Origin of the sequence: Actinomadura litoris (assembly GCF_009733595.1) — a bacterium.
GTDB classification, from domain to species: domain Bacteria; phylum Actinomycetota; class Actinomycetes; order Streptosporangiales; family Streptosporangiaceae; genus Spirillospora; species Spirillospora litoris.
This window is the reverse complement of record NZ_WOFH01000008.1, coordinates 1-18,720: the sequence shown is the minus strand read 5'-3', so window position 1 is coordinate 18,720 and position 18,720 is coordinate 1. Positions and strand designations below refer to the sequence as shown.

Annotated in this window: 9 protein-coding genes; 4 read left to right on the top strand and 5 right to left on the bottom strand. The window is 71.9% G+C overall.

Annotation, left to right across the window (positions count from 1 at the left end):
* Window position 1 precedes the first annotated feature (1 nt).
* Window positions 2–1,813 carry a 2-oxo-4-hydroxy-4-carboxy-5-ureidoimidazoline decarboxylase gene (locus GNZ18_RS22480; RefSeq protein ID WP_156218535.1) on the top strand — a complete coding sequence of 604 codons (1,812 nt, stop codon included), beginning with the start codon at window positions 2–4 and terminating at the stop codon, window positions 1,811–1,813.
* On the opposite strand, the gene GNZ18_RS22475 is transcribed toward GNZ18_RS22480, so the two are convergent.
* The 5 genes from GNZ18_RS22475 to GNZ18_RS22455 all read right to left on the bottom strand — a co-directional run bounded on the left by GNZ18_RS22475 (window position 1,800) and on the right by GNZ18_RS22455 (window position 7,058).
* Entirely contained in the window at window positions 1,800–2,186 is a 387-nt protein-coding gene (locus GNZ18_RS22475) for a hypothetical protein (RefSeq protein WP_156218534.1), read from the bottom strand. The two genes, GNZ18_RS22480 and GNZ18_RS22475, sit on opposite strands and share 14 nt — an antisense overlap.
* Before the next feature lie 133 nt (window positions 2,187–2,319).
* Window positions 2,320–3,294, bottom strand: coding sequence for a TauD/TfdA family dioxygenase (locus tag GNZ18_RS22470; RefSeq protein ID WP_156218533.1), 975 nt, complete (start codon window positions 3,292–3,294; stop codon window positions 2,320–2,322).
* Complete coding sequence (locus GNZ18_RS22465) at window positions 3,291–5,024, bottom strand: non-ribosomal peptide synthetase (RefSeq protein WP_216651403.1); 1,734 nt, start codon at window positions 5,022–5,024, stop codon at window positions 3,291–3,293. Before GNZ18_RS22465 ends, GNZ18_RS22470 begins: the two co-directional genes overlap by 4 nt.
* 5 nt (window positions 5,025–5,029) lie before the next feature.
* A complete protein-coding gene (locus tag GNZ18_RS22460) occupies window positions 5,030–5,806 on the bottom strand; it encodes a hypothetical protein (RefSeq protein WP_156218532.1) in 777 nt (258 codons plus the stop codon).
* 46 nt (window positions 5,807–5,852) lie between these two features.
* A complete protein-coding gene (locus GNZ18_RS22455) occupies window positions 5,853–7,058 on the bottom strand; it encodes a cytochrome P450 (protein ID WP_156218531.1) in 1,206 nt (401 codons plus the stop codon).
* A gap of 349 nt (window positions 7,059–7,407) precedes the next feature.
* Between GNZ18_RS22455 and gntD the strand changes: the two genes are divergently transcribed.
* From gntD to GNZ18_RS22440, 3 genes are all read left to right on the top strand, one after another.
* Window positions 7,408–8,424 carry a guanitoxin biosynthesis L-enduracididine beta-hydroxylase GntD gene (gene gntD / locus GNZ18_RS22450; protein ID WP_156218530.1) on the top strand — a complete coding sequence of 339 codons (1,017 nt, stop codon included), beginning with the start codon at window positions 7,408–7,410 and terminating at the stop codon, window positions 8,422–8,424.
* Window positions 8,425–8,535: 111 nt separating this feature from the next.
* A complete protein-coding gene (locus GNZ18_RS22445; protein WP_156218529.1) occupies window positions 8,536–9,471 on the top strand; it encodes a TauD/TfdA family dioxygenase in 936 nt (311 codons plus the stop codon).
* 166 nt (window positions 9,472–9,637) lie between these two features.
* Window positions 9,638–18,720: non-ribosomal peptide synthetase (locus GNZ18_RS22440; protein ID WP_173390853.1), on the top strand; the 9,083-nt coding region annotated here is incomplete at its 3' end.

Genomic DNA, 18,720 nt, shown 5'->3' with positions numbered 1-18,720 from the left:
CATGCGCGACGACCACGGAGACCGGAGGGACGGCGCCTTCCGCGTCAGCCCCTTCAACGCGAGTCCCGACCTGCACGACGCCTACGACTGGCCCGACCCGTTCACGCTCATCGACAGCACGCTCCGCAAGACGCTGTTCACCGCCGGGACCCTCACGAGCATCGACGGGTTCCTGCGGATCGCCGAGCAGCTCGCCTTGGCGGGGGTGCGGCACGAATGCCTCAACGTGGACTGGACGGGGGCCACCGCGCCGCCCGAACGCCAACTCGAACTGCTGCGGGCCGTCGGCTCCCGCGACTTCGGGTTCACGCTGAACGTGTTCGCCGACACCCTGCTGTCGGACGGGACGCACGTCCCGCCGGTCGGCGTCCGCGAGACCGCCGAGCTGCTCGTCGACCTCGGCGCCGACACCCTGGCCCCCGGCATCGTCGCAGCGGACGGCGCGGACGCCCGCGCCCGCCAGCTGGACGAGCTGGAGGAGCTCTTCGACGCCGCCCGCGAACTGGGCGTCGGAGTGACCGTCACGCTGGCGCAGGTGGGGCTGCGCGACCTCGATGAGATGGTGCCCGCCGTCGACCGCGCGGTCGAGCTGGGGGCGCTGCGGATCGACCTGATGGACTCGGTGAGCAGCCTCGGGCCGGAGGCGATGAAGGCGTTCGTCCGGGCGTTCCGCGACCGGATGGCGGCGCCCGTCCCGCTGACCATGCACACCCACGACGACTTCGGGCTCGCGGCGGCGTGCGCGATCGCGGCGGCGACGGCGGGCGCGTCCCCCGACGTCGCGGCGGGCGGCGTGTCGTACCGGTGCGGGTTCGCGGCGATGGAGGAGGTGGTGCTCGCCCTTGAGACCCTCTACGGGGTGCGGACGGGCATCGACCTGACGGCGCTGACCCGGCTGGCGCACACGGTGGCGCGGGAGTCGGGGCTGCCCGTCCCGCCGCTCAAGCCGGTCGTCGGCCGGTACGCCCACCTGCGCCACATGCCCCGCGACGTCGCCGCCGCCCTGCGGGACGGGCCGGACGCCTTCCCGCCGCCCTCCTCCTGCTACGCCCCGGAGATGGTCGGCGGGCGGCTGGAATGGGTGTGGGACGGCCTCGGCACCGACGACATGGCCTTGGCCCTGGGCGAGTCCCGGGGCGAGAGGTTCACGGCGCAGGAGGCGGTGGCCGTCCGCCGGGCGCTGGACGCGGCGGTGGCCGGGATCGGGGAGTATCCGCGCTGGCTCGAACCGGGCCGCGTCGCCGAGATCGCCGATCGGACCCTCGCCGAGCTGCGGGCCGCGCCCCCGGCCCCCGCCGTGGACGGGGTGGCCGCCTTCGACGGGCTCGCCGTGCGCGAGGCCACCGAGGCGGCCTACGCCTGCTGCCGCTGGGCGCCGTGGGCCGACCGGCTCGTCGCGGGCCGCCCGTACCGCACCTTCGACGCGCTGGACGCGGCGGCCCGCGCGGGCCTGGCCGCCCTGGGGGAGGACTCGCTCGTCGCGCTGATCGGCAAGCATCCGCCGATCGGCGCCGACACGCGAACGGAAGGCCCGCCGGGCTTCTCCGCGGCCGAGCAGTCCTCCCTGGCCGCCGCGCCTCCCGCGTCGATGCGCGAGATCGAGCGGCTCAACGCGGCGTACCAGGCCCGCTTCGGGTTCACCTATCTGGTCGCGGCCGAGGGGCGCGGCGCCGCCGACCTCGTCGCGGACGTCCGGCGGCGCCTGCGCAACCCCCGGTCGCGGGAGCTGGCCGTGGCCCGCGCGGAGCTGACCGCGATCGTCCTGGGGCGGTTGCGCCGCACGGTCGCCGGGGAGGCGGTCAGTCCCAGTTGAGGGCGACCTGCGTGAGCTGCTCGCCGTTCTCGTAGACGGTGACGACGGAGTTCACGCCGCTGCCGTCGTCGGTGGGCGAGAAGTCCCACGACGTCCACCCCTCCCCGGCGGCGACGTCGGCCTCCTCGGCGGCGTGCTCCCCGGTCACGTAGTCGACCGTCACCCTCACGTGGCGGTCCTCGGGGCACTGGACGGTCCACACGGCGGCGGCCTTCAACTGCCCGTCGGGGGCGTAGAGCTCGTCGCCGTCCACCACGGCGTCGCACACCGTGGCCGCCGGGGCCCGGACGGGGGCGGCGATGGCGGGGGCGGCGGTCACGCCCCCCGCCACGACGGCCGCCAGGGACATTCCTGCAAGGATTCGTGCGCGCATCGTCGGTCTCCTTCTCATGCTGCGCTGCTCGTGCCCTTGCAGTCTGCGGTCCGGACCCCCGGGCGGGTCGACCCCGCCTACGGGCGGACCCGGGTACGGCCAGCACTACCTCCGCGCGTGTCCTCCCTGGTCATCAGGCCATCGCGACAAGGATCGACCGATCGCCGGTGTAGGACTCGCGGCCGTGGGCCGCCAGCATGTTGTTGACGATGAGCATCGACCCTTCGCTCCACGGCAGGGCCAGGGACGCCTCCGCGTAGGCGGCGTCCACCGCGGCGATGTCGTCCGGCTTGATGGGCTGCCCGTCTCCGAAGTAGGCGTTGCGGGGGAGGTCCTCCTCCGCGTACACCGCGAGCAGGGCCTCCTGGACCTCCTCGTCGAGCGCGCTGACGTGGAAGAGGTTCGCCTGGTTGAACCAGACCTCGGCGCCTGTGACCGGTTCGGTGCGCCAGGCGGGCCGCCGGTGGCTGGTCCGCAGGCCGCCGTCGCCGGTCCAGGTGAACGTCTGGCCGTGCTCGCGGCAGTACCGCTCGACCTCCTCGCGGCGGTCGGTCTGGAACGTCTCCTGCCAGCTCAGCCCGAAGCCCTCGCGGAACGTGCGGGTGTAGGCGACACCGGAGGCGAAGCGGTCGCGCACGTCCGGGGGGACCAGCCGGAGCACGGCCCGGCTGTCGGCGATCGGGGTGGCCCCGCCCGTCTCGGCGGCGGTGCGGCACAGGAAGAACAGCGTGTCCGGCCAGCGGTCGGAGTAGGAGTTCTCGTTGTGCATCGGGATCACCTGGTCGGGCGGGTACTCGGTCGAGGTGTAGATGTTCGCCTCGACCTCCGTCCGGGGCGTCGAGCGCTCGTTGTAGCCGAGCGGCTCGCCGCCGACCGACCGGACCGCCGCCGCGAACAGCGCGAGGTCGACGGGGAGCCCGGTGAGCAGCACGGCCCCGTACGTCCGCAGGCACGCGCGGACGCGGTCGCCGTGCTCGGCGATCCACCCCTGGTGGTCGGCGACCCGCCCGCCCAGCGCGTAGACGGCCGCGCGGGTGTGCGCGTTGCCCTCCAGGTGCCCGGTGACCTCCCCGAGCCTGGCGAGATCCGTGGGCAGTTCGGTGGTCATGTCCCCTCCTGGGCGAGCATCCGCCGGACGGTGCGCTTGGTCAGGACGTCCTGGACGGTCAGCGGGATCGACGCGCGGCGCGCCCGCGTCACCAGCTTCGCCGCGCCGATGCTCGTCCCGCCGAGCTGGAAGAAGTCGTCGTCGGGGCCGACGGCGGCGGCGCCGGTGAGGTCCGCGACGAGGGCGCGCAGCGTCTCCTCCTCGGCGGTGCCCGGGGCGGCGCCGCCGTTCCCGGTGCGGGCGGGCGCGGCGGGCAGGGCCGCGGTGTCGACCTTGCCGTTCGCGGTGAGCGGCAGCTCGGGCAGCGGCACGAGGTCGGCGGGCACCATGTGCGCGGGCAGCCGGTCGGCGGCGTGGCGGCGCAGGTCGTCCAGGTCGAGCCGGTCCCCGGCGGGCACCACGTGCGCGACGAGCCGGCGCGGCCCCCCGCTGCACGCGCTCCGCGCGGTGACGACGGCGCGCGCGACGCCGGGATGCTCGGTGAGCACGACCTCGATCTCGCCCGGCTCGATCCGGTAGCCGTCGAGCTTGACCTGGTCGTCGACCCGGCCGAGGTACTCCAGCCGCCCGTCGGGCAGGGCCCGGACGAGGTCGCCGGACCGGTACATCCGCGCCCCCGGCGGGCCGGACGGGTCGGCGACGAAGGCGGCGGCGGTCGTGGCGGGCCGCCCGAGGTAACCGCGGGCGAGCTGGGCGCCCGCGATGTACAGCTCGCCGGACGCGCCGCCGGTGACGGGTTCCAGCCGCTCGTCCAGGACGTGCAGGCGGGTCCCGGCGGTGGGCCGCCCGATCGGGACGCGGGACATGCCGTGCAGGTCGCCCCGGCGCAGGTGCGCGGCGCAGCAGCCGACGGCGGCCTCGGTCGGCCCGTACTCGTTGACGACGGTGACGTCCGGGTGCCGCTCCCACCACGCCTCCAGCTGCGCGGACGTCAGCGCCTCCCCGCCGACGACCAGGTGCCCGGTGGGGGAGCACCACGGCGGCGACGCGGTGAGCAGCGGCAGGTGCGAGGGTGTGACCTTGAGCAGGCCGGGCCGTCCGGTGCCGTCGGCGCGCGCGGCGTCGGCGCCGAGCGCGCGCAGGTCGACGACCTCGACGGCCCCGCCGGTGACCAGCGGTCCGTAGAGGGTCGTGACCGTCATGTCGAACGACACCGACGAGTGCAGCAGCGCGCGCTCGGCGATGCTGGGGTAGGCGGCGACCACGTGGTCGAGGTAGGCGGCGAGGGCGCCGTGCTCGACCACGACGCCCTTGGGGCGCCCGGTGGAACCGGACGTGTAGATCACGTACGCGGCGTCCGACGGGGTCACGCGGGGGAGCGGCGCCTGTGTCTCCGCCGGTTCCGGGGGTCCGTCCAGTACAGGGCCGTCGTGGACCCGCCGGAGGCCGGGCGCGTGGCGGGGCGAGGTGATGACGAGCGTGGGGGCGGCGTCCTCCAGGAGGAAGCGGGTGCGCTCGGACGGGTCGTCCGGGCTGATCGGGACGTAGGCCGCCCCGGACCGCAGCACCCCGAGCAGCGTCGCCACCAGGTCCGCCGACCGGTCCAGGACCACGGCGACCAGGTGGCCGCGCCCGATCCCGCGCGCGTTCAGCGACCCCGCGAGCCGCGCGGACCGCGCGTCGAGGTCGGCGTAGGTCAGGGTGTGGTCGCCGTCCCGGACGGCCGGGGCGTCCGGGTCCTTGGCGGCTCGGGCCGCGAACATCTCGGGCAGCGGGAACTCCGCGTGCATCGCCGTCACTCCTCCGCCCCGATGAGCCGGACCACGGCCTGCGCCACGGCGGGGTCGCCGAGCAGGCGCTCGCGCTCCAGGCCGGTGCGGACGGGGTTCGGGGTGAACGCGGCCGGCTGGACGTGGTCGCGGGAGACCACCGCCGCGCCCCTGGCCCAACCGGGACCGGGCTCCACCCGGCGCGCGGCCCGCAGGTAGGAGATGTAGGAGCCGAACACGGCGACCAGTTCCTCGCCGACGTCGGCGTCGATGTCGGCGCGCTCGAACGTGATCCGGCTGGCCTGCCCGTACAGCTCGTAGAGCGCTCCGGCGACCTCGTCGAAGTCGTCCGGGGTCGCCGCGACCTGCTTGGCGGCCTTCTCCAGGAAGTCGGCGCGCTCCCGCGGGTCGAGCAGCGACATCGACCCGACGACGCCGTCGAAGTCGCGCCGGAGCGTGCTCGCGTCCGGCCGCCCGGGGTTGAACAGGACGGTCGCGGGCCGCGTGCCGCGCTCCCGCTCGATCCGGTCCGCGAGCGCGCAGGCGAAGATCGAGCCCGCGCAGTACCCGAGGATCGCCCCGACCGTCGCGGGCAGGTCGCCGGCCCACCGGTCGAGGAGCTGCGCGTCCGTCCGCTCGCCCTTCGGCGGCTGCCCGCTCAGCCGGACGGTCAGCGGGCTCGGGAGCAGCTCCACGAGGTCGCGGAACGTGGCGTCCCTGCGGCCGGTGGCGTCGTAGTCGACGGCGAGGACGACCGGCCGCGCCGGGCCGCCGTCGCTGATGGTGGTCCAGGGTTGGCTCAATGCAGGTTCCGATCCGCTAGGGGAGACGTGGTGGGCACGCGGCTTTTCAGGCGGCGGCGCTGAGGGCGACCGGCAGCGTCTCGGGCCCGTTGACGACGATCGAGTCCAGCAGCCTCGCCTCGCCGCGCCGCTCGACCCGGATCGACCTGCGGATCAGCTCCCCGTACAGGAGCCGCAGCTCGACGCGGGCGAGCATGCTGCCGAGGCAGAAGTGCTCGCCGAACCCGAGCGACAGATGCCGGTTCGGCTGCCGGCCGACGTCGAAGCGGTCCGGCGCGTCGAACACCTCCTCGTCCCGGTTGGCGGACGGGAGCCAGAACACGACCCGGTCGCCGGCGGCGACGCTCCGCCCCCGGATCTCGGTCGGCCGCACGGCGGTGCGCATGATGTGGGTGGCGGTGGACGTCCAGCGCAGCACCTCCTCCACCGCGCTCGGCAGCAGGGCGGGGTCGGCGACGACGCGGGCCCACTGGTCGGGGTGGTCGAGGAAGGCGAGCATGCCCCCGGCGGCGGCGATGCGCGTGTTCTCCGTCCCGCCGACCAGGAGGTTGTCGCAGTTCAGGATGACGTCCTCGGCGCCGAGCGGGACACCGTCGATCGTCGCGGTGGCGAGCACGCTCACCAGGTCGTCGCCGGGGTTCGCCGCCTTCTCCGCCTGGAGCGTCTCGAAGTAGCCGAGGATGTCGAGGTGGGCGAACCTGCGGGTGAGCGCGTCGCCCGCGCCGAACGCCTGGCTCGTGAGCTCGTACAGCCGCTCCCAGTCGGCCTCGGGCACGCCCATCATCTTGCAGATCACATACAGCGGGATCCGGGCGGCGACGTCGGTGACGAAGTCGCAGGAGCCCCGCTCCAGCGCCCGGTCGACGACGCTCTCGGCGATGCCCGACATCTCCGCCTCCAGGGCGCGGACGGTCCGGACCGCGAACCAGCCGTCCACGAGCCCGCGCAGCTGCCGGTGCCGGGGCGGGTCGGTGAGCGCCAGGGTCCGGCCGCCGCCGGGGTCGGTGCCGTGCTCGGCCGGGCGGAGCAGGATCCCCGACGCCGAGCTGAACGTCTCGGCGTCGCGGTAGGCCGCCCTGATGTCGTCATACCTCGTCAGCGCCCAGAACCCCGGCAGCTCCCCGGGCGGATGCCAGAAGACCGGCTCGTTCGCGCGCAGCCATCGCCACTGGGAGAAAGGGTCGCCGTGGGAGTACAGCCCCGGGTCGACGAGATTGATATGCGGCGGGGACTCCACCGTTTCGCTCGGCATGCGAACGCCTCACAAATGTATTTCAAGCGCAATTATCGAGGGAAAGGAAGGGAGAAGGGCACGGTGGCACCGCGCGGGCCGGGGCGTCAAGGCGCGCGTTCGTGGGACCGCCCCGGCGGCTCCGGGCCCGGCCTCGTTCAACTGCCGTCTCACCGCAGTTGAACGGCGCCCCGCGGCGTGTTCGACCGAAGTGTTCAGGCGGCCCGCGGCGCCGCCGAGTATTGATCGACCGGCCGCCGCCGGGCCACTCTGCGGAGAATCACCCCAGGGCAGGGCAGGCGGGGGACACGGCAGATCTGGAGCCTGCTCCGCGCATTGTTCGGCAGCTCTCGATTCGCCGGAGGTCGGCATGGCGTCGGTAAGCGGTCTCGTCCACACGATTTCGGCCGAGGAGGCGGAACAGGTCGAGCGCCTCACATTGGAGCTCTGCGACCGCTACGACGGGCCGGAGGACGAGGAACTGCTCACCGAACTGCCCGTGCTCGCCGCGGAACTGCCGCTCGGCACGCGCCGCTTCCTCCGCTCGTTCGCGCTGGAGGACGAACTCGGCTACTGCGTCATCCGAGGCCACCGCATCGACGACCTGCGCATCGGGGACACGCCCCCGCACTGGCGCGGCCGTCCCGCGCGCGCACCGGAACTCCCCGAGGAGTTCCTCATGCTGCTGCACGGCGCGCTGCTCGGCGAACCGTTCGGGTGGCGCACGCAGCAGGACGGGCGGCTCGTCCACGACATCTTCCCCATCAAGGGGTACGAGACCGAGCAGATGGGAATCGGCAGCGAGGAACTGCTGACCCTGCACACCGAGGACGCGTTCCACCCGTGGCGGGCCGACTTCCTGCTCCTCGGCTGCCTGCGCAATCCGAAGGGCATCGCGTCCACCGTCTCGGGCGTTCCCGTCGAACGGCTCGGCGACGCGCACCTGGACGCCCTCATGCGCGAGAACTTCGTCATCCGCCCCGACAATTCCCACCTCGCCAAGAACAACGCGGACGGCGACGAGGACAGCGGGAAGTTCGACGAGATCAGCCGGATGCTGGAGGACGACATCCGCGTCGCCGTCCTTTGGGGCGACCGGCGGAACCCCTACATCAGGATCGACCCGTACTTCATGGAGGTCCCCGACGAGCCGGTCGCCAAGGCCGCCTTCCACGCCGTCGAGGAGCTGCTGGAGAGCGGCGTCGAGGACCTGATCCTGGAGCCCGGCGACGTCCTCGTCATCAACAACCACCGGCTCGCGCACGGCCGCCGCCCCTTCCACGCCACCCACGACGGCCGCGACCGGTGGCTGAAGCGCGTGAGCGTGACCACCGACCTGCGCAAGTCGCGGTCGCGGCGCGGCGACGCGCGGGCCCGGCTGATCTGACCGTGCCCGCCTTCGCCGTGCCCGCCTTGATCGTGCCCCCCTGCCTGACCGTGGCCGCGCACCGGCCGACGGAGTACACCTGTGACGCCGAGATCGGAGAGGAGCCTCGCCATGAGTGCCCGCAGTGACTGGAAGCCGCTGGAGCTCCGGCCGGACGGCGTCCCGGGAGGCGCCGACGGTCTGCTGGAGGCGCTCGACGCCGCGGGCGGCCCCGCCGAGCTGCTCGCCCGGGAGAAGGTCGTGGTGTTCCGCGACTTCCAGGTGACCGAGGAGGCGGTCGAGCCCGTCCTGGACGCGCTGCTGCCCAACCGCCTCTCCTACATGCACGGGACGTCGCCGCGCGCCAAGGTCGGCGGCAACGTGTACACCTCCACCGAGTACCCGCAGCACCTGACGATCTCGATGCACAACGAGCTGTCCTACAGCCACCGGTGGCCCGAGCGGATCGTGTTCTTCTGCACCACCACCCCCGGGTCGGGCGGGGCGACCCCGGTCGTGGACGGCGCGCTGTGGCTGGACGTCCTCGACGAGGAGGTCCGGAAGGCGTTCGCCGGCGGCGTCCGGTACCTGCAGAACCTGCACGACGGGTTCGGGCTCGGCCGGAGCTGGCAGCAGACGTTCGAGACCGACGACCGCGCGACGGTCGAGGAGTACCTCGCGGCGGGCGAGTACGACTGGGAGTGGACCGCCGACGGGCTGCGCATGGCCAGCCCCGTCCGGCCGTCCACGATCGTTCATCCGGTCTCGGGCGCCGAGGTCTGGTTCAACCAGGTCGACCAGTTCCACCCGGCGGCGCTCGGCGACGACACCGCGCGGGAGCTGGCGCAGATCCTGCCGCCGGAGGAGCTGCCGCAGTCGGTGTCGTTCGCCGACGGCGGCCGCATCCCCGACGAGTACGTGCTGCAGGTCCGCGACCGCGGGCTGGACGCGGCGGTCGACGTCGACTGGCGGCGCGGCGACCTCATGGTCATCGACAACGTCGCCGTCGGCCACGGGCGGCGCCCCTTCACCGGGGACCGGCGCGTCCTGGTCGCGATGTCCGGCTGACCCCGGCCGCCTGTTCCACCCTCACCTGTTTCACCGCCGAGCGCGAACCGAACTGGGCGGTTTCGCGGCACGCCCCCGGACGAGGGGGCCGTGCCGTCCCAGTCGACGAGCCGAACGATGGGAGTGCGCGGGAATGCCTACGTCTGAGGGCCAGCTCCGGACGCTGATGGCCGGCCAGCTCGGCATGTGGCACGGTCAGCACCTCGCGCCCGGGAACCGGGCGTTCAGCGTTGCCGAGTACCTGGACATCCGGGGCCCGGTCGACCCGGACCTGCTCGCGCGCGCGGCGCGGATCAGGGTGGAGGAGGCCGAGGCGCTCCGCCTGCGCGTCCGCGTGGTCGACGGCGAGCCGCGCCAGTACGTCCACGACGCGGCCGACTACCCCGTCCACGTCCTGGACGTCAGCGCCGAGCCCGACCCCCGCGCCGCCGCCGAGGCGTGGATGCGCGCGGAGCTGGACCGGCCCCGCGACCTCGAAGGCGGGCCGCTGTACAGCCACGCGCTCCTCAAGCTCGCCGCCGACCGCTGGTTCTGGTACAGCAGCGGCCACCACGTGGTCGTGGACGGGCAGGGCGGTGTCGCCGTCGCCGCGCGCGGTGCCGAGATCTACACCGCGCTCGCCGAGGGCCGCTCCCCGTCCGAGGGGCGCCTCGAACCGGTGTCGGTGCTGATGGACGCCGAGGACGCCTACCGGGCCTCCGACGCCCTCGACGCCGACCGCCGCTACTGGCGCGACCTGCTGGCCGACCTGCCCGCCGTCACCGAGGCGGAGAGCGGCCACCGGCGCCGGGCGCGGACCGCGCCCGTCCGGTACACGAGCACGTCGGGCTCCGACGCGGTCGACGTCCTGAAGGCGGCCGCGCGGCGGCTGCGGACGAGCCTCGCCGGGTTCCTCATCGCCGCCGCCGCGGTCTACGAGCACCGGATGACCGGGGCCCGGGACGTCGTGGTGGGCGTGCCCGTCCGCGCCCGGTCCGGGCGCCGGGAGAACGGCATCCCCGGCATGACGTCCAACGTCCTGCCGATCCGCTTCGCCATCGACACGGGCACCACCGTCGAGGAGGCCGTGCGGCAGACCTCCCGGGCCGTCCGGGAGGCGCTGCGGCACCAGCGGTACCGGTACGAGGCGATGCTCCGCGACCTGGCGATCGCCGACGGCGAGCTGTTCGGCCTGCTCGTCAACGTGATGACGTTCGACTACGACCTGCGCTTCGGCGACTGCGCGGCCACCGCGCACAACCTGTCCACAGGCCCGGTCAACGGCGTCCGGATCGACGTCTACGACCGGTCCGGCATGCAGGTCAACGTCGACGCCAACCCCGACGTCCACGACCTGGCCGGGGCGGAGCGGGTCTCCCGGCGCTTCCTCGGGATCGCGGAGTGGATGGCGGCCGCCGCCCCCGGCGACCGCGTCGGCCGCGCCCCCCTCATGGGCGAGGACGAGGCGCGGCGTGTGCTGGCGGAGTGGAACGACACGGCGGCCGAGGTCCCCGGCTCCGGCTCGACCCTGCCGGAGTTGTTCGAGGCGCGGGTGGCGGTTGATCCGGGTGCGGTGGCGGTGGTTTTCGAGGGTGTCGAGTGGACGTTTGGGGAGGTGGAGGAGCGGGCGAATCGTTTGGCGCGGTTGCTGGTTTCGCGTGGTGTGGGTGCGGAGTCGGTGGTGGGTGTCCGTTTGGATCGTTCGGTTGATCTGGTCGTGGCGCTGCTCGGTGTGGTGAAGGCGGGCGGCGCGTATCTGCCCATCGACCCTGAATACCCGGCGGATCGGGTGGAATACGTGGTCGAGGCCGCCGGCGCCGTCTGCGTGGTCACCCCTGAGGTGATGGCCGCATCGGCGGAGTTCTCCGGTGAAAAAATGGGTTCTGGAGACCGCTCCCTGCATGCCGACAATTCCGCCTATGTGATTTTCACGTCGGGGTCGACGGGGCGTCCGAAGGGTGTTGTCGTTTCGCATGCGGGGATCGTGAACCGGCTGGGATGGATGCAGTCGCGGTTCGGTCTTGCGGTCGGCGATCGGGTTTTGCAGAAGACGCCCGCTGGTTTCGATGTGTCGGTGTGGGAGTTCTTCTGGCCTCTGTTGGAGGGCGCGACGCTGGTGGTGGCGCGTCCGGACGGCCACCGCGACCCCGCGTACCTGTCGGCCTTGGTGCGGGACCAGCGGGTCACCGTGATGCACTTCGTGCCGTCGATGCTGGAGGCGTTCCTGGCCGAGCCGTCGGCCGGGCGTTGCGGCGGCTTGCGTTATGTGGTGTGTTCCGGTGAGGCGTTGCCGTTGCCTGTGCAGCAGCGGTTCTTCGCGGTGTTGCCTGGTGTGGAGTTGCACAATCTGTATGGGCCGACGGAGGCGTCGGTGGACGTCACGGCGTGGCGGTGCCGTCCGGAGCAGGTTGAGGGGCCGGTGCCGATCGGCGCTCCGGTGGCCAACACGCGTGTGTATGTGCTGGATGGGTCGCTGGGACCGGCGCCGGTGGGTGTCCCCGGTGAGCTTTACCTGGCGGGTGTGCAGTTGGCGCGCGGTTATGTGGGGCGCGCCGGGTTGACGGCGGAGCGGTTTGTGGCTTCTCCGTTCGAGGTCGGTGGCCGGTTGTATCGCACGGGTGATGTGGTGCGGTGGAACCGCGATGGGCAGATCGAGTTTCTGGGTCGGGTGGACGAGCAGGTCAAGATCCGGGGTTTCCGGATCGAGCCCGCTGAGGTTCAGGCGGTCATCGCCGCTCATCCGGCGGTCGAGCAGGCGGCTGTGGTCGTCCACGACAAGCGGCTGGTCGCTTATGTCGTCGCGGGCGATGATGTTGCGGAGTCTGTGCGTGAGTTCGCCGCGCGGCAGTTGCCGGAGTACATGGTTCCCTCGGCCGTCGTGGTGCTGGACGCTTTGCCGTTGTCGGTGAACGGCAAGCTTGACCGTAAGGCCCTCCCTGCGCCTGACTTTGAGGGGATGGCGGGAGCCGGGCGTGGTCCGGCCAATGCGCGGGAGGAGATCCTGTGCGCGGCGTTCGCCGAAGTTCTCGACCTGGACACGGTCGGCGTCGACGACGACTTCTTCCGACTCGGCGGGCAGTCGCTCATGGCGATGCGCCTGGTGGAGGTCCTGCGGGAACGCAAGGTCTCGGTGTCGGTGCGCGCCCTTTTCGAGGCGCCGACTCCGGCTCGGCTGGCGCTTTCGGTGGGAACCGACCGGATTCCCGTTCCGGAGAACCTCATACCGGCGGACGCCACCGAGATCACGCCCGCGATGCTGCCGCTGGTGGAGCTTTCCGCCGATGAGATCGAACGGGTCGTCGCCACCGTCGAGGGCGGCGCGGCCAACGTCGCCGACGTGTATCCGCTGGCGCCGCTCCAGGGCGGACTGCTGTTCCACCACCTCGTCGCGGACGGCGGCGACGACGCCTACGTGATGCCCGCGGTACTGGAGTTCGACTCGCGCGCCGGGCTGGACGTGTTCGTCGACGCGCTGCAGGAGGTCATCGACCGGCACGACGTCTTCCGCACGTCGGTGGTTTGGGAGGGGCTGCGGGAGCCGGTGCAGGTCGTGTGGCGGCGCGCGGTCCTGCCCGTCCGGGAGGTGGAACTCGATCCCGGGAGCACCGACCCGGCGGGCGACCTGGTCGCGCTCGGCGGCGGCACGATGGATCTGGGCCGTGCCCCGCTGATCGACGTGCTGTACTCCGCCATGCCGGGCGGCGGTGGCCGATGGCTCGCGCTGATGCGCATCCACCACATGGTGCGCGACCACACGACGCTGGAGATCGTCCTCGACGAGATGCGGGCCCTGCTCGCCGACGGCGGCGCGACGCTGCCGGAACCGGTGCCGTTCCGCGACTTCGTCGTGCAGGCCCGCGGCGGCATGCAGACGTCGGAGCACGAGCGCTACTTCGCGGACCTCCTGGCGGACGTGGAGCCGACGGCGCCGTTCGGGCTGGCGGACGTCCACGGCGACGGCGGCGACACCGACCAGCGGGTCGTGCCGTTCTCTCCCGAACTGCACGCACGCCTCCGGGACGTCGCGCGCCGCATCGGCGTCAGCGCGGCGACCGTGCTGCACGTGGCGTGGGCGCGTGCCCTCGCGTCGCTGTCCGGCCGTGACGACGTGGTGTTCGGGACCGTGCTGTTCGGCCGGATGAACGCGGGCGCGAACCACGTCCCCGGCCCGTTCATGAACACGCTGCCCGTCCGCGCCCGGACCCGCGACCTGGGCGTCCTCGACGCGATCACGGCGATGCGCGGACAGCTCGCGGAACTGCTGGAGCACGAGCACGCGCCGCTCGCCGTCGCCCAGCGGGCCGGCGGCGTGGCCGGTGACACGCCGCTGTTCACCTCCTTCCTGAACTACCGGCACAACCCCGGCAGGAACATGGAAGAGCTCTGGGACGGCGTGATGGACGGCGCCCGGCTCCTCCACGCGCGCGAACGCACCAACTACCCGCTCGCCGTGCTGGTCGACGACAACGGGGACGGCATCGAGCTGGCCGTGGACGCCGCCGCCCCGATCGACGCGGAGGCGGTCGGCGTCCTGGTGCGCACCACCACGGAGAACCTGGTGTCCGCCCTCGAAGGCGTCCTCGACGGCGGGCCGGAGCCACGGCTCGGCGCCGTCCAGGTGCTCGCCGACGACGAGCTGCGGCGTGTGCTGGTGGAGTGGAACGACACGGCGGCCGGGATCTCCGGTTGGACGCTGCCGGAGTTGTTCGAGGCGCGGGTGGCGGTTGATCCGGGTGCGGTGGCGGTGGTTTTCGAGGGTGTCGAGTGGACGTATGGGGAGGTGGAGGAGCGGGCGAATCGTTTGGCGCGGTTGCTGGTTTCGCGTGGTGTGGGTGCGGAGTCGGTGGTGGGTGTCCGTCTGGATCGTTCGGCTGATCTGGTCGTGGCGCTGCTCGGTGTGGTGAAGGCGGGCGGCGCGTATCTGCCGATCGATCCGGGGTATCCGGCGGATCGGGTGGCGTATGTGGTGGAGGCGGCCGGCGCCGTTTGCGTGGTGACGCCTGAGGTGATGGCCGAGTCGGCGGAGTTCTCTGGCGAGGCGCTGGAAGAAGGCGCACGGACTCTGGGAGCCGGAAATCCGGCTTATGTGATTTTCACGTCAGGGTCGACGGGGCGTCCGAAGGGTGTTGTCGTTTCGCATGCGGGGATCGTGAATCGGCTGGGGTGGATGCAGTCGCGGTTCGGTCTTGCGGCTGGTGATCGGGTTTTGCAGAAGACGCCCGCTGGTTTCGATGTGTCGGTGTGGGAGTTCTTCTGGCCTCTGTTGGAGGGCGCGACGCTGGTGGTGGCGCGCCCGGACGGGCACCGCGACCCCGCATATCTGGCGTCGTTGGTGCGGGAGCAGCGCGTGACGACGCTGCATTTCGTGCCGTCGATGCTGGAGGCGTTCCTGGCGGAGCCGTCGGCCGGTGCCTGCGATGGGGTGCGGCGGGTGATCTGCTCGGGCGAGGCGCTGCCGCTGGCGGTTCAGCAGCGGTTCTTCGCGGTTCTGCCTGGTGTGGAACTGCACAACTTGTATGGGCCGACGGAGGCGTCGGTGGACGTCACGGCGTGGCGGTGCCGTCCGGAGCAGGTTGAGGGGCCGGTGCCGATCGGTGCTCCGGTGGCCAACACGCGCGTGTATGTGCTGGATGGGTCGCTGGGTGCGGTACCGGTCGGGATGCCGGGTGAACTGTACTTGGCGGGTGTGCAGCTGGCGCGCGGTTATGTGGGGCGGGCGGGGTTGACGGCGGAGCGGTTTGTGGCTTCTCCGTTCGAGGTCGGTGGTCGGTTGTATCGCACGGGTGATGTGGTGCGGTGGAACCGCGATGGGCAGATCGAGTTTCTGGGTCGGGTGGATGAGCAGGTCAAGATCCGGGGTTTCCGGATCGAGCCTGCTGAGGTTCAGGCGGTCATTGCCGCTCATCCGGCGGTCGAGCAGGCCGCTGTGGTCGTCCACGACAAGCGGCTGGTCGCTTATGTCGTCGCGGGCGATGATGTTTCGGAATCCGTGCGTGAGTTCGCCGCGCGGCAGTTGCCGGAGTACATGGTTCCCTCGGCCGTGGTTGTATTGGATGCGTTGCCGTTGTCGGTGAACGGCAAGCTGGATCGCAAGGCTCTGCCCGCGCCTGATTTCGAGGGGATGGCGGGAGCCGGGCGTGGTCCGGCCAATGCGCGGGAGGAGATCCTGTGCGCGGCGTTCGCCGAGGTTCTCGGCCTGGACACGGTGGGCGTCGACGACGACTTCTTCCGACTCGGCGGGCAGTCGCTTCTGGGAATCCGGCTGGTGGAGGAACTGCGCCGCCGTGGCGTCTCCATATCGGTCCGGACGCTGTTCGAGGCGCCGACTCCGGCGAGCCTGGCGAAGTCCGCCGCGTCCGGCGACGTGGTCGTTCCGGACAACCTGATCCCGGCGGACGCCACCGAGATCACGCCGGAGATGCTGACGCTGATCGACCTCTCGCCCGCCGAGATCGGACGGGTCGTCGCCACCGTCGAGGGCGGCGCGGCCAACGTCGCGGACATCTATCCGCTGGCGCCGCTCCAGGAAGGGCTGCTGTTCCACCACCTGCTCGCCGACGGCGGCGAGGACGCCTACGTGATGCGCGCCGTCGTGGAGTTCGGCTCGCGCGGCGTTGCGGACGCCTTCGCGGAGGCGCTGCAACGCGTCGTCGACCGGCACGACATCTACCGCACGTCGCTCGCCTGGGAGGGGCTGCGGGAGCCGGTGCAGGTCGTGTGGCGGCGTGCCGTCCTGCCCGTCCACGAGGTCGAACTCGATCCAGAGAGCACCGACCCGGTGGCCGACCTGGTCGCCGTCGGCGGCTCGGTGATGAACCTGGGCCACGCGCCGCTCCTCAGCGTGCACATCGCGGCGCGCCCCGGCTCGGACCGGTGGCTCGGACTGGTGCGCATGCACCACACCGTGCGGGACCACACCGCGTTGCAGGTCGTCCTGGACGAGGTAGAGGCGTTCCTCGCGGGACGCGGTGACGATCTCCCTGAGCCGCTGCCGTTCCGCGACTTCGTCGCGCAGGCCCGCAGCGGGGTCGAGGAGGCCGAGCACGAGCGGTACTTCGCCGACCTGCTCGGTGACGTCGAGGAGCCGACGGCGCCCTTCGGGCTGGCGGACGTCCACGGCGACGGCGCGGACTCCGTCCACGGGGTCGTCCCGTTCTCGTCCGACCTGGACCGGCGACTGCGTGAGGTCGCGCGGCGGCTGGGGATCAGCGCGGCCACCGTCCTGCACGTCGCGTGGGCGCGTGTCCTCGCCGCCGTGTCCGGCCGTGAGGACGTCGTCTTCGGGACGGTGCTGTTCGGCCGCATGAACGCCGGTGCCGGTGCCGACCGGGTCCCCGGCCCGTACATGAACACGCTGCCCGTCCGCGTCCGGACCGGCGAGTCGGGCGTGCTGACGGCCGTCTCCGCGATGCGGGGGCAGCTCGCGGAACTGCTGGAACACGAGCACGCGTCCCTTTCCGTCGCCCAGCGCGCCAGCGGCGTCGTCGGCGACGCGCCGCTGTTCACCTCCTTCCTCAACTACCGCCGCAACGACGGCCGGATCGAGGACGAGGTGATGGAGGGCGTCCGCCTCCTGTTCGTGCGCGAGCGCACCAACTACCCGCTCGTGATCCTGGTCGACGACAACGGCGACGGCTTCGAGGTGGCCGTGGACGCCGTCGCCCCGATCGACTCCGAGGCGGTCGGCGTCCTCATCCGCACGGCGACCGACGGCGTGGTGACCGCGCTGGAAACCGTTCTGGACGGCGGCCCGGAACTCCCGCTCGCCGCCATTGACGTCCTGGACGAGGACGCGCGGCATCGGGTCCTGGTGGAGTGGAACGACACCGGTTTCGACGCCGGTCGTCCAATGCTGGCGGATTTGTTCCAGGAGAGGGTTGCGCTCGCTCCGGATGCGGTGGCGGTGGTGGCCGAGGGCGTCGGGGTGTCGTATGCGGAGGTGGAGGAGCGGACGAATCGCCTGGCGCACTACCTCATAGGCCAAGGCGTTGGCGCCGAATCGGTGGTGGGTCTGTGCCTCTCGCGTGGTGTGGATTTCGTGGTGGGTGTGCTGGGTGTGTGGAAGGCCGGGGCGGCGTATGTTCCGGTTGATCCGGCTCAGCCTGCGGAGCGGATCGCGTTTGTTCTGTCTGACAGTGGCGCGGTTCTGCTGCTGACCACCGATGAGATTTTGGAGGATCTGCCTGCGGGGCGGGTCCGCATGGTGGCCATCGATGATCCGTTCACTGCCATGCAGTTGGCGGCGCAGTCGACGACCGTGCCGCAGGTGAGGGTCGAGGCGGGTGGGGTGGCGTATGTCATTTACACCTCCGGTTCGACGGGCCGTCCCAAGGGTGTGGCGGTCACGCACGGTGGTGTGCGGAACTATGTCGCCTCGGTTCCGTCTCGTGTTGGGTTCGGGGCGCCGGGTGGGAAGTATGCGCTGCTTCAGGCGCAGGTCACCGACCTGGGTAACACGGTGGTGTTCGCGAGTTTGGCGACCGGTGGGGAGTTGCACATCCTGCCGGAGGAGGCCGTGACCGACCCGGCTGCGGTGTCGGGGTATCTGGCCGAGCATGGGATCGATTATGTGAAGGCGGTTCCGTCGCATTTGGCGGCGTTGTCGTCGGTCGCGGGTGCGCGGAATGTGCTGCCTGCCCGGTCGCTGGTTCTGGGTGGTGAGGCGGCATCCCCGGAGTGGGTGCGGGAGCTGGTTGAGGCTGCGGGTGAATGCGCGGTGTTCAACCACTACGGCCCCACCGAGGCGACCATTGGTGTGACGACCACTCGGCTTTCGTCGGGTGATGTGGTGCCGGTGGGTTCTCCGGTGGGCAACACCCGCGTGTTCGTGCTCGATGAGTCGTTGCGGCCGGTGGCTCCGGGTGTAACAGGTGAGTTGTATGTCGCGGGCGCTCAGTTGGCCCGGGGTTATGTGGGACGCCCCGCTCTGACGGCGGAGCGGTTCGTGGCGTGCCCGTTTGTCGCGGGTGAGCGCATGTATCGGACGGGTGACCGCGTCCGGTGGACGCAGGACGGTCTCCTGGTCTTCGCGGGCCGTACCGACGACCAGGTCAAGATTCGCGGCTTCCGGATCGAGCCGGGCGAGGTCCAGGCGGCTCTGGCGGCCCACCCCCGTGTGGCCCAGGCCGCCGTCGTCGCCCGCCAGGACGTCCCCGGTGAGTTGCGGCTGGTCGCCTACATCGTCGCGGACGACCCCGAGGACGAGGGGCTCGCGACGGTCGTGCGGCAGTTCGCGGCGCAGCGGCTTCCCGAGCACATGGTCCCCTCCGC

Excerpts from the sequence above, each read along its gene's own strand:
- GNZ18_RS22470 (WP_156218533.1), bottom strand. The coding sequence starts at position 3,294 with ATGACCACCGAACTGCCCACGGATCTCGCCAGGCTCGGGGAGGTCACC.
- GNZ18_RS22475 (WP_156218534.1), bottom strand. The coding sequence starts at position 2,186 with ATGCGCGCACGAATCCTTGCAGGAATGTCCCTGGCGGCCGTCGTGGCG.
- GNZ18_RS22445 (WP_156218529.1), top strand. The coding sequence starts at position 8,536 with ATGAGTGCCCGCAGTGACTGGAAGCCGCTGGAGCTCCGGCCGGACGGC.
- GNZ18_RS22465 (WP_216651403.1), bottom strand. The coding sequence starts at position 5,024 with ATGCACGCGGAGTTCCCGCTGCCCGAGATGTTCGCGGCCCGAGCCGCC.
- GNZ18_RS22455 (WP_156218531.1), bottom strand. The coding sequence starts at position 7,058 with ATGCCGAGCGAAACGGTGGAGTCCCCGCCGCATATCAATCTCGTCGAC.
- gntD (WP_156218530.1), top strand. The coding sequence starts at position 7,408 with ATGGCGTCGGTAAGCGGTCTCGTCCACACGATTTCGGCCGAGGAGGCG.
- GNZ18_RS22480 (WP_156218535.1), top strand. The coding sequence starts at position 2 with ATGCGCGACGACCACGGAGACCGGAGGGACGGCGCCTTCCGCGTCAGC.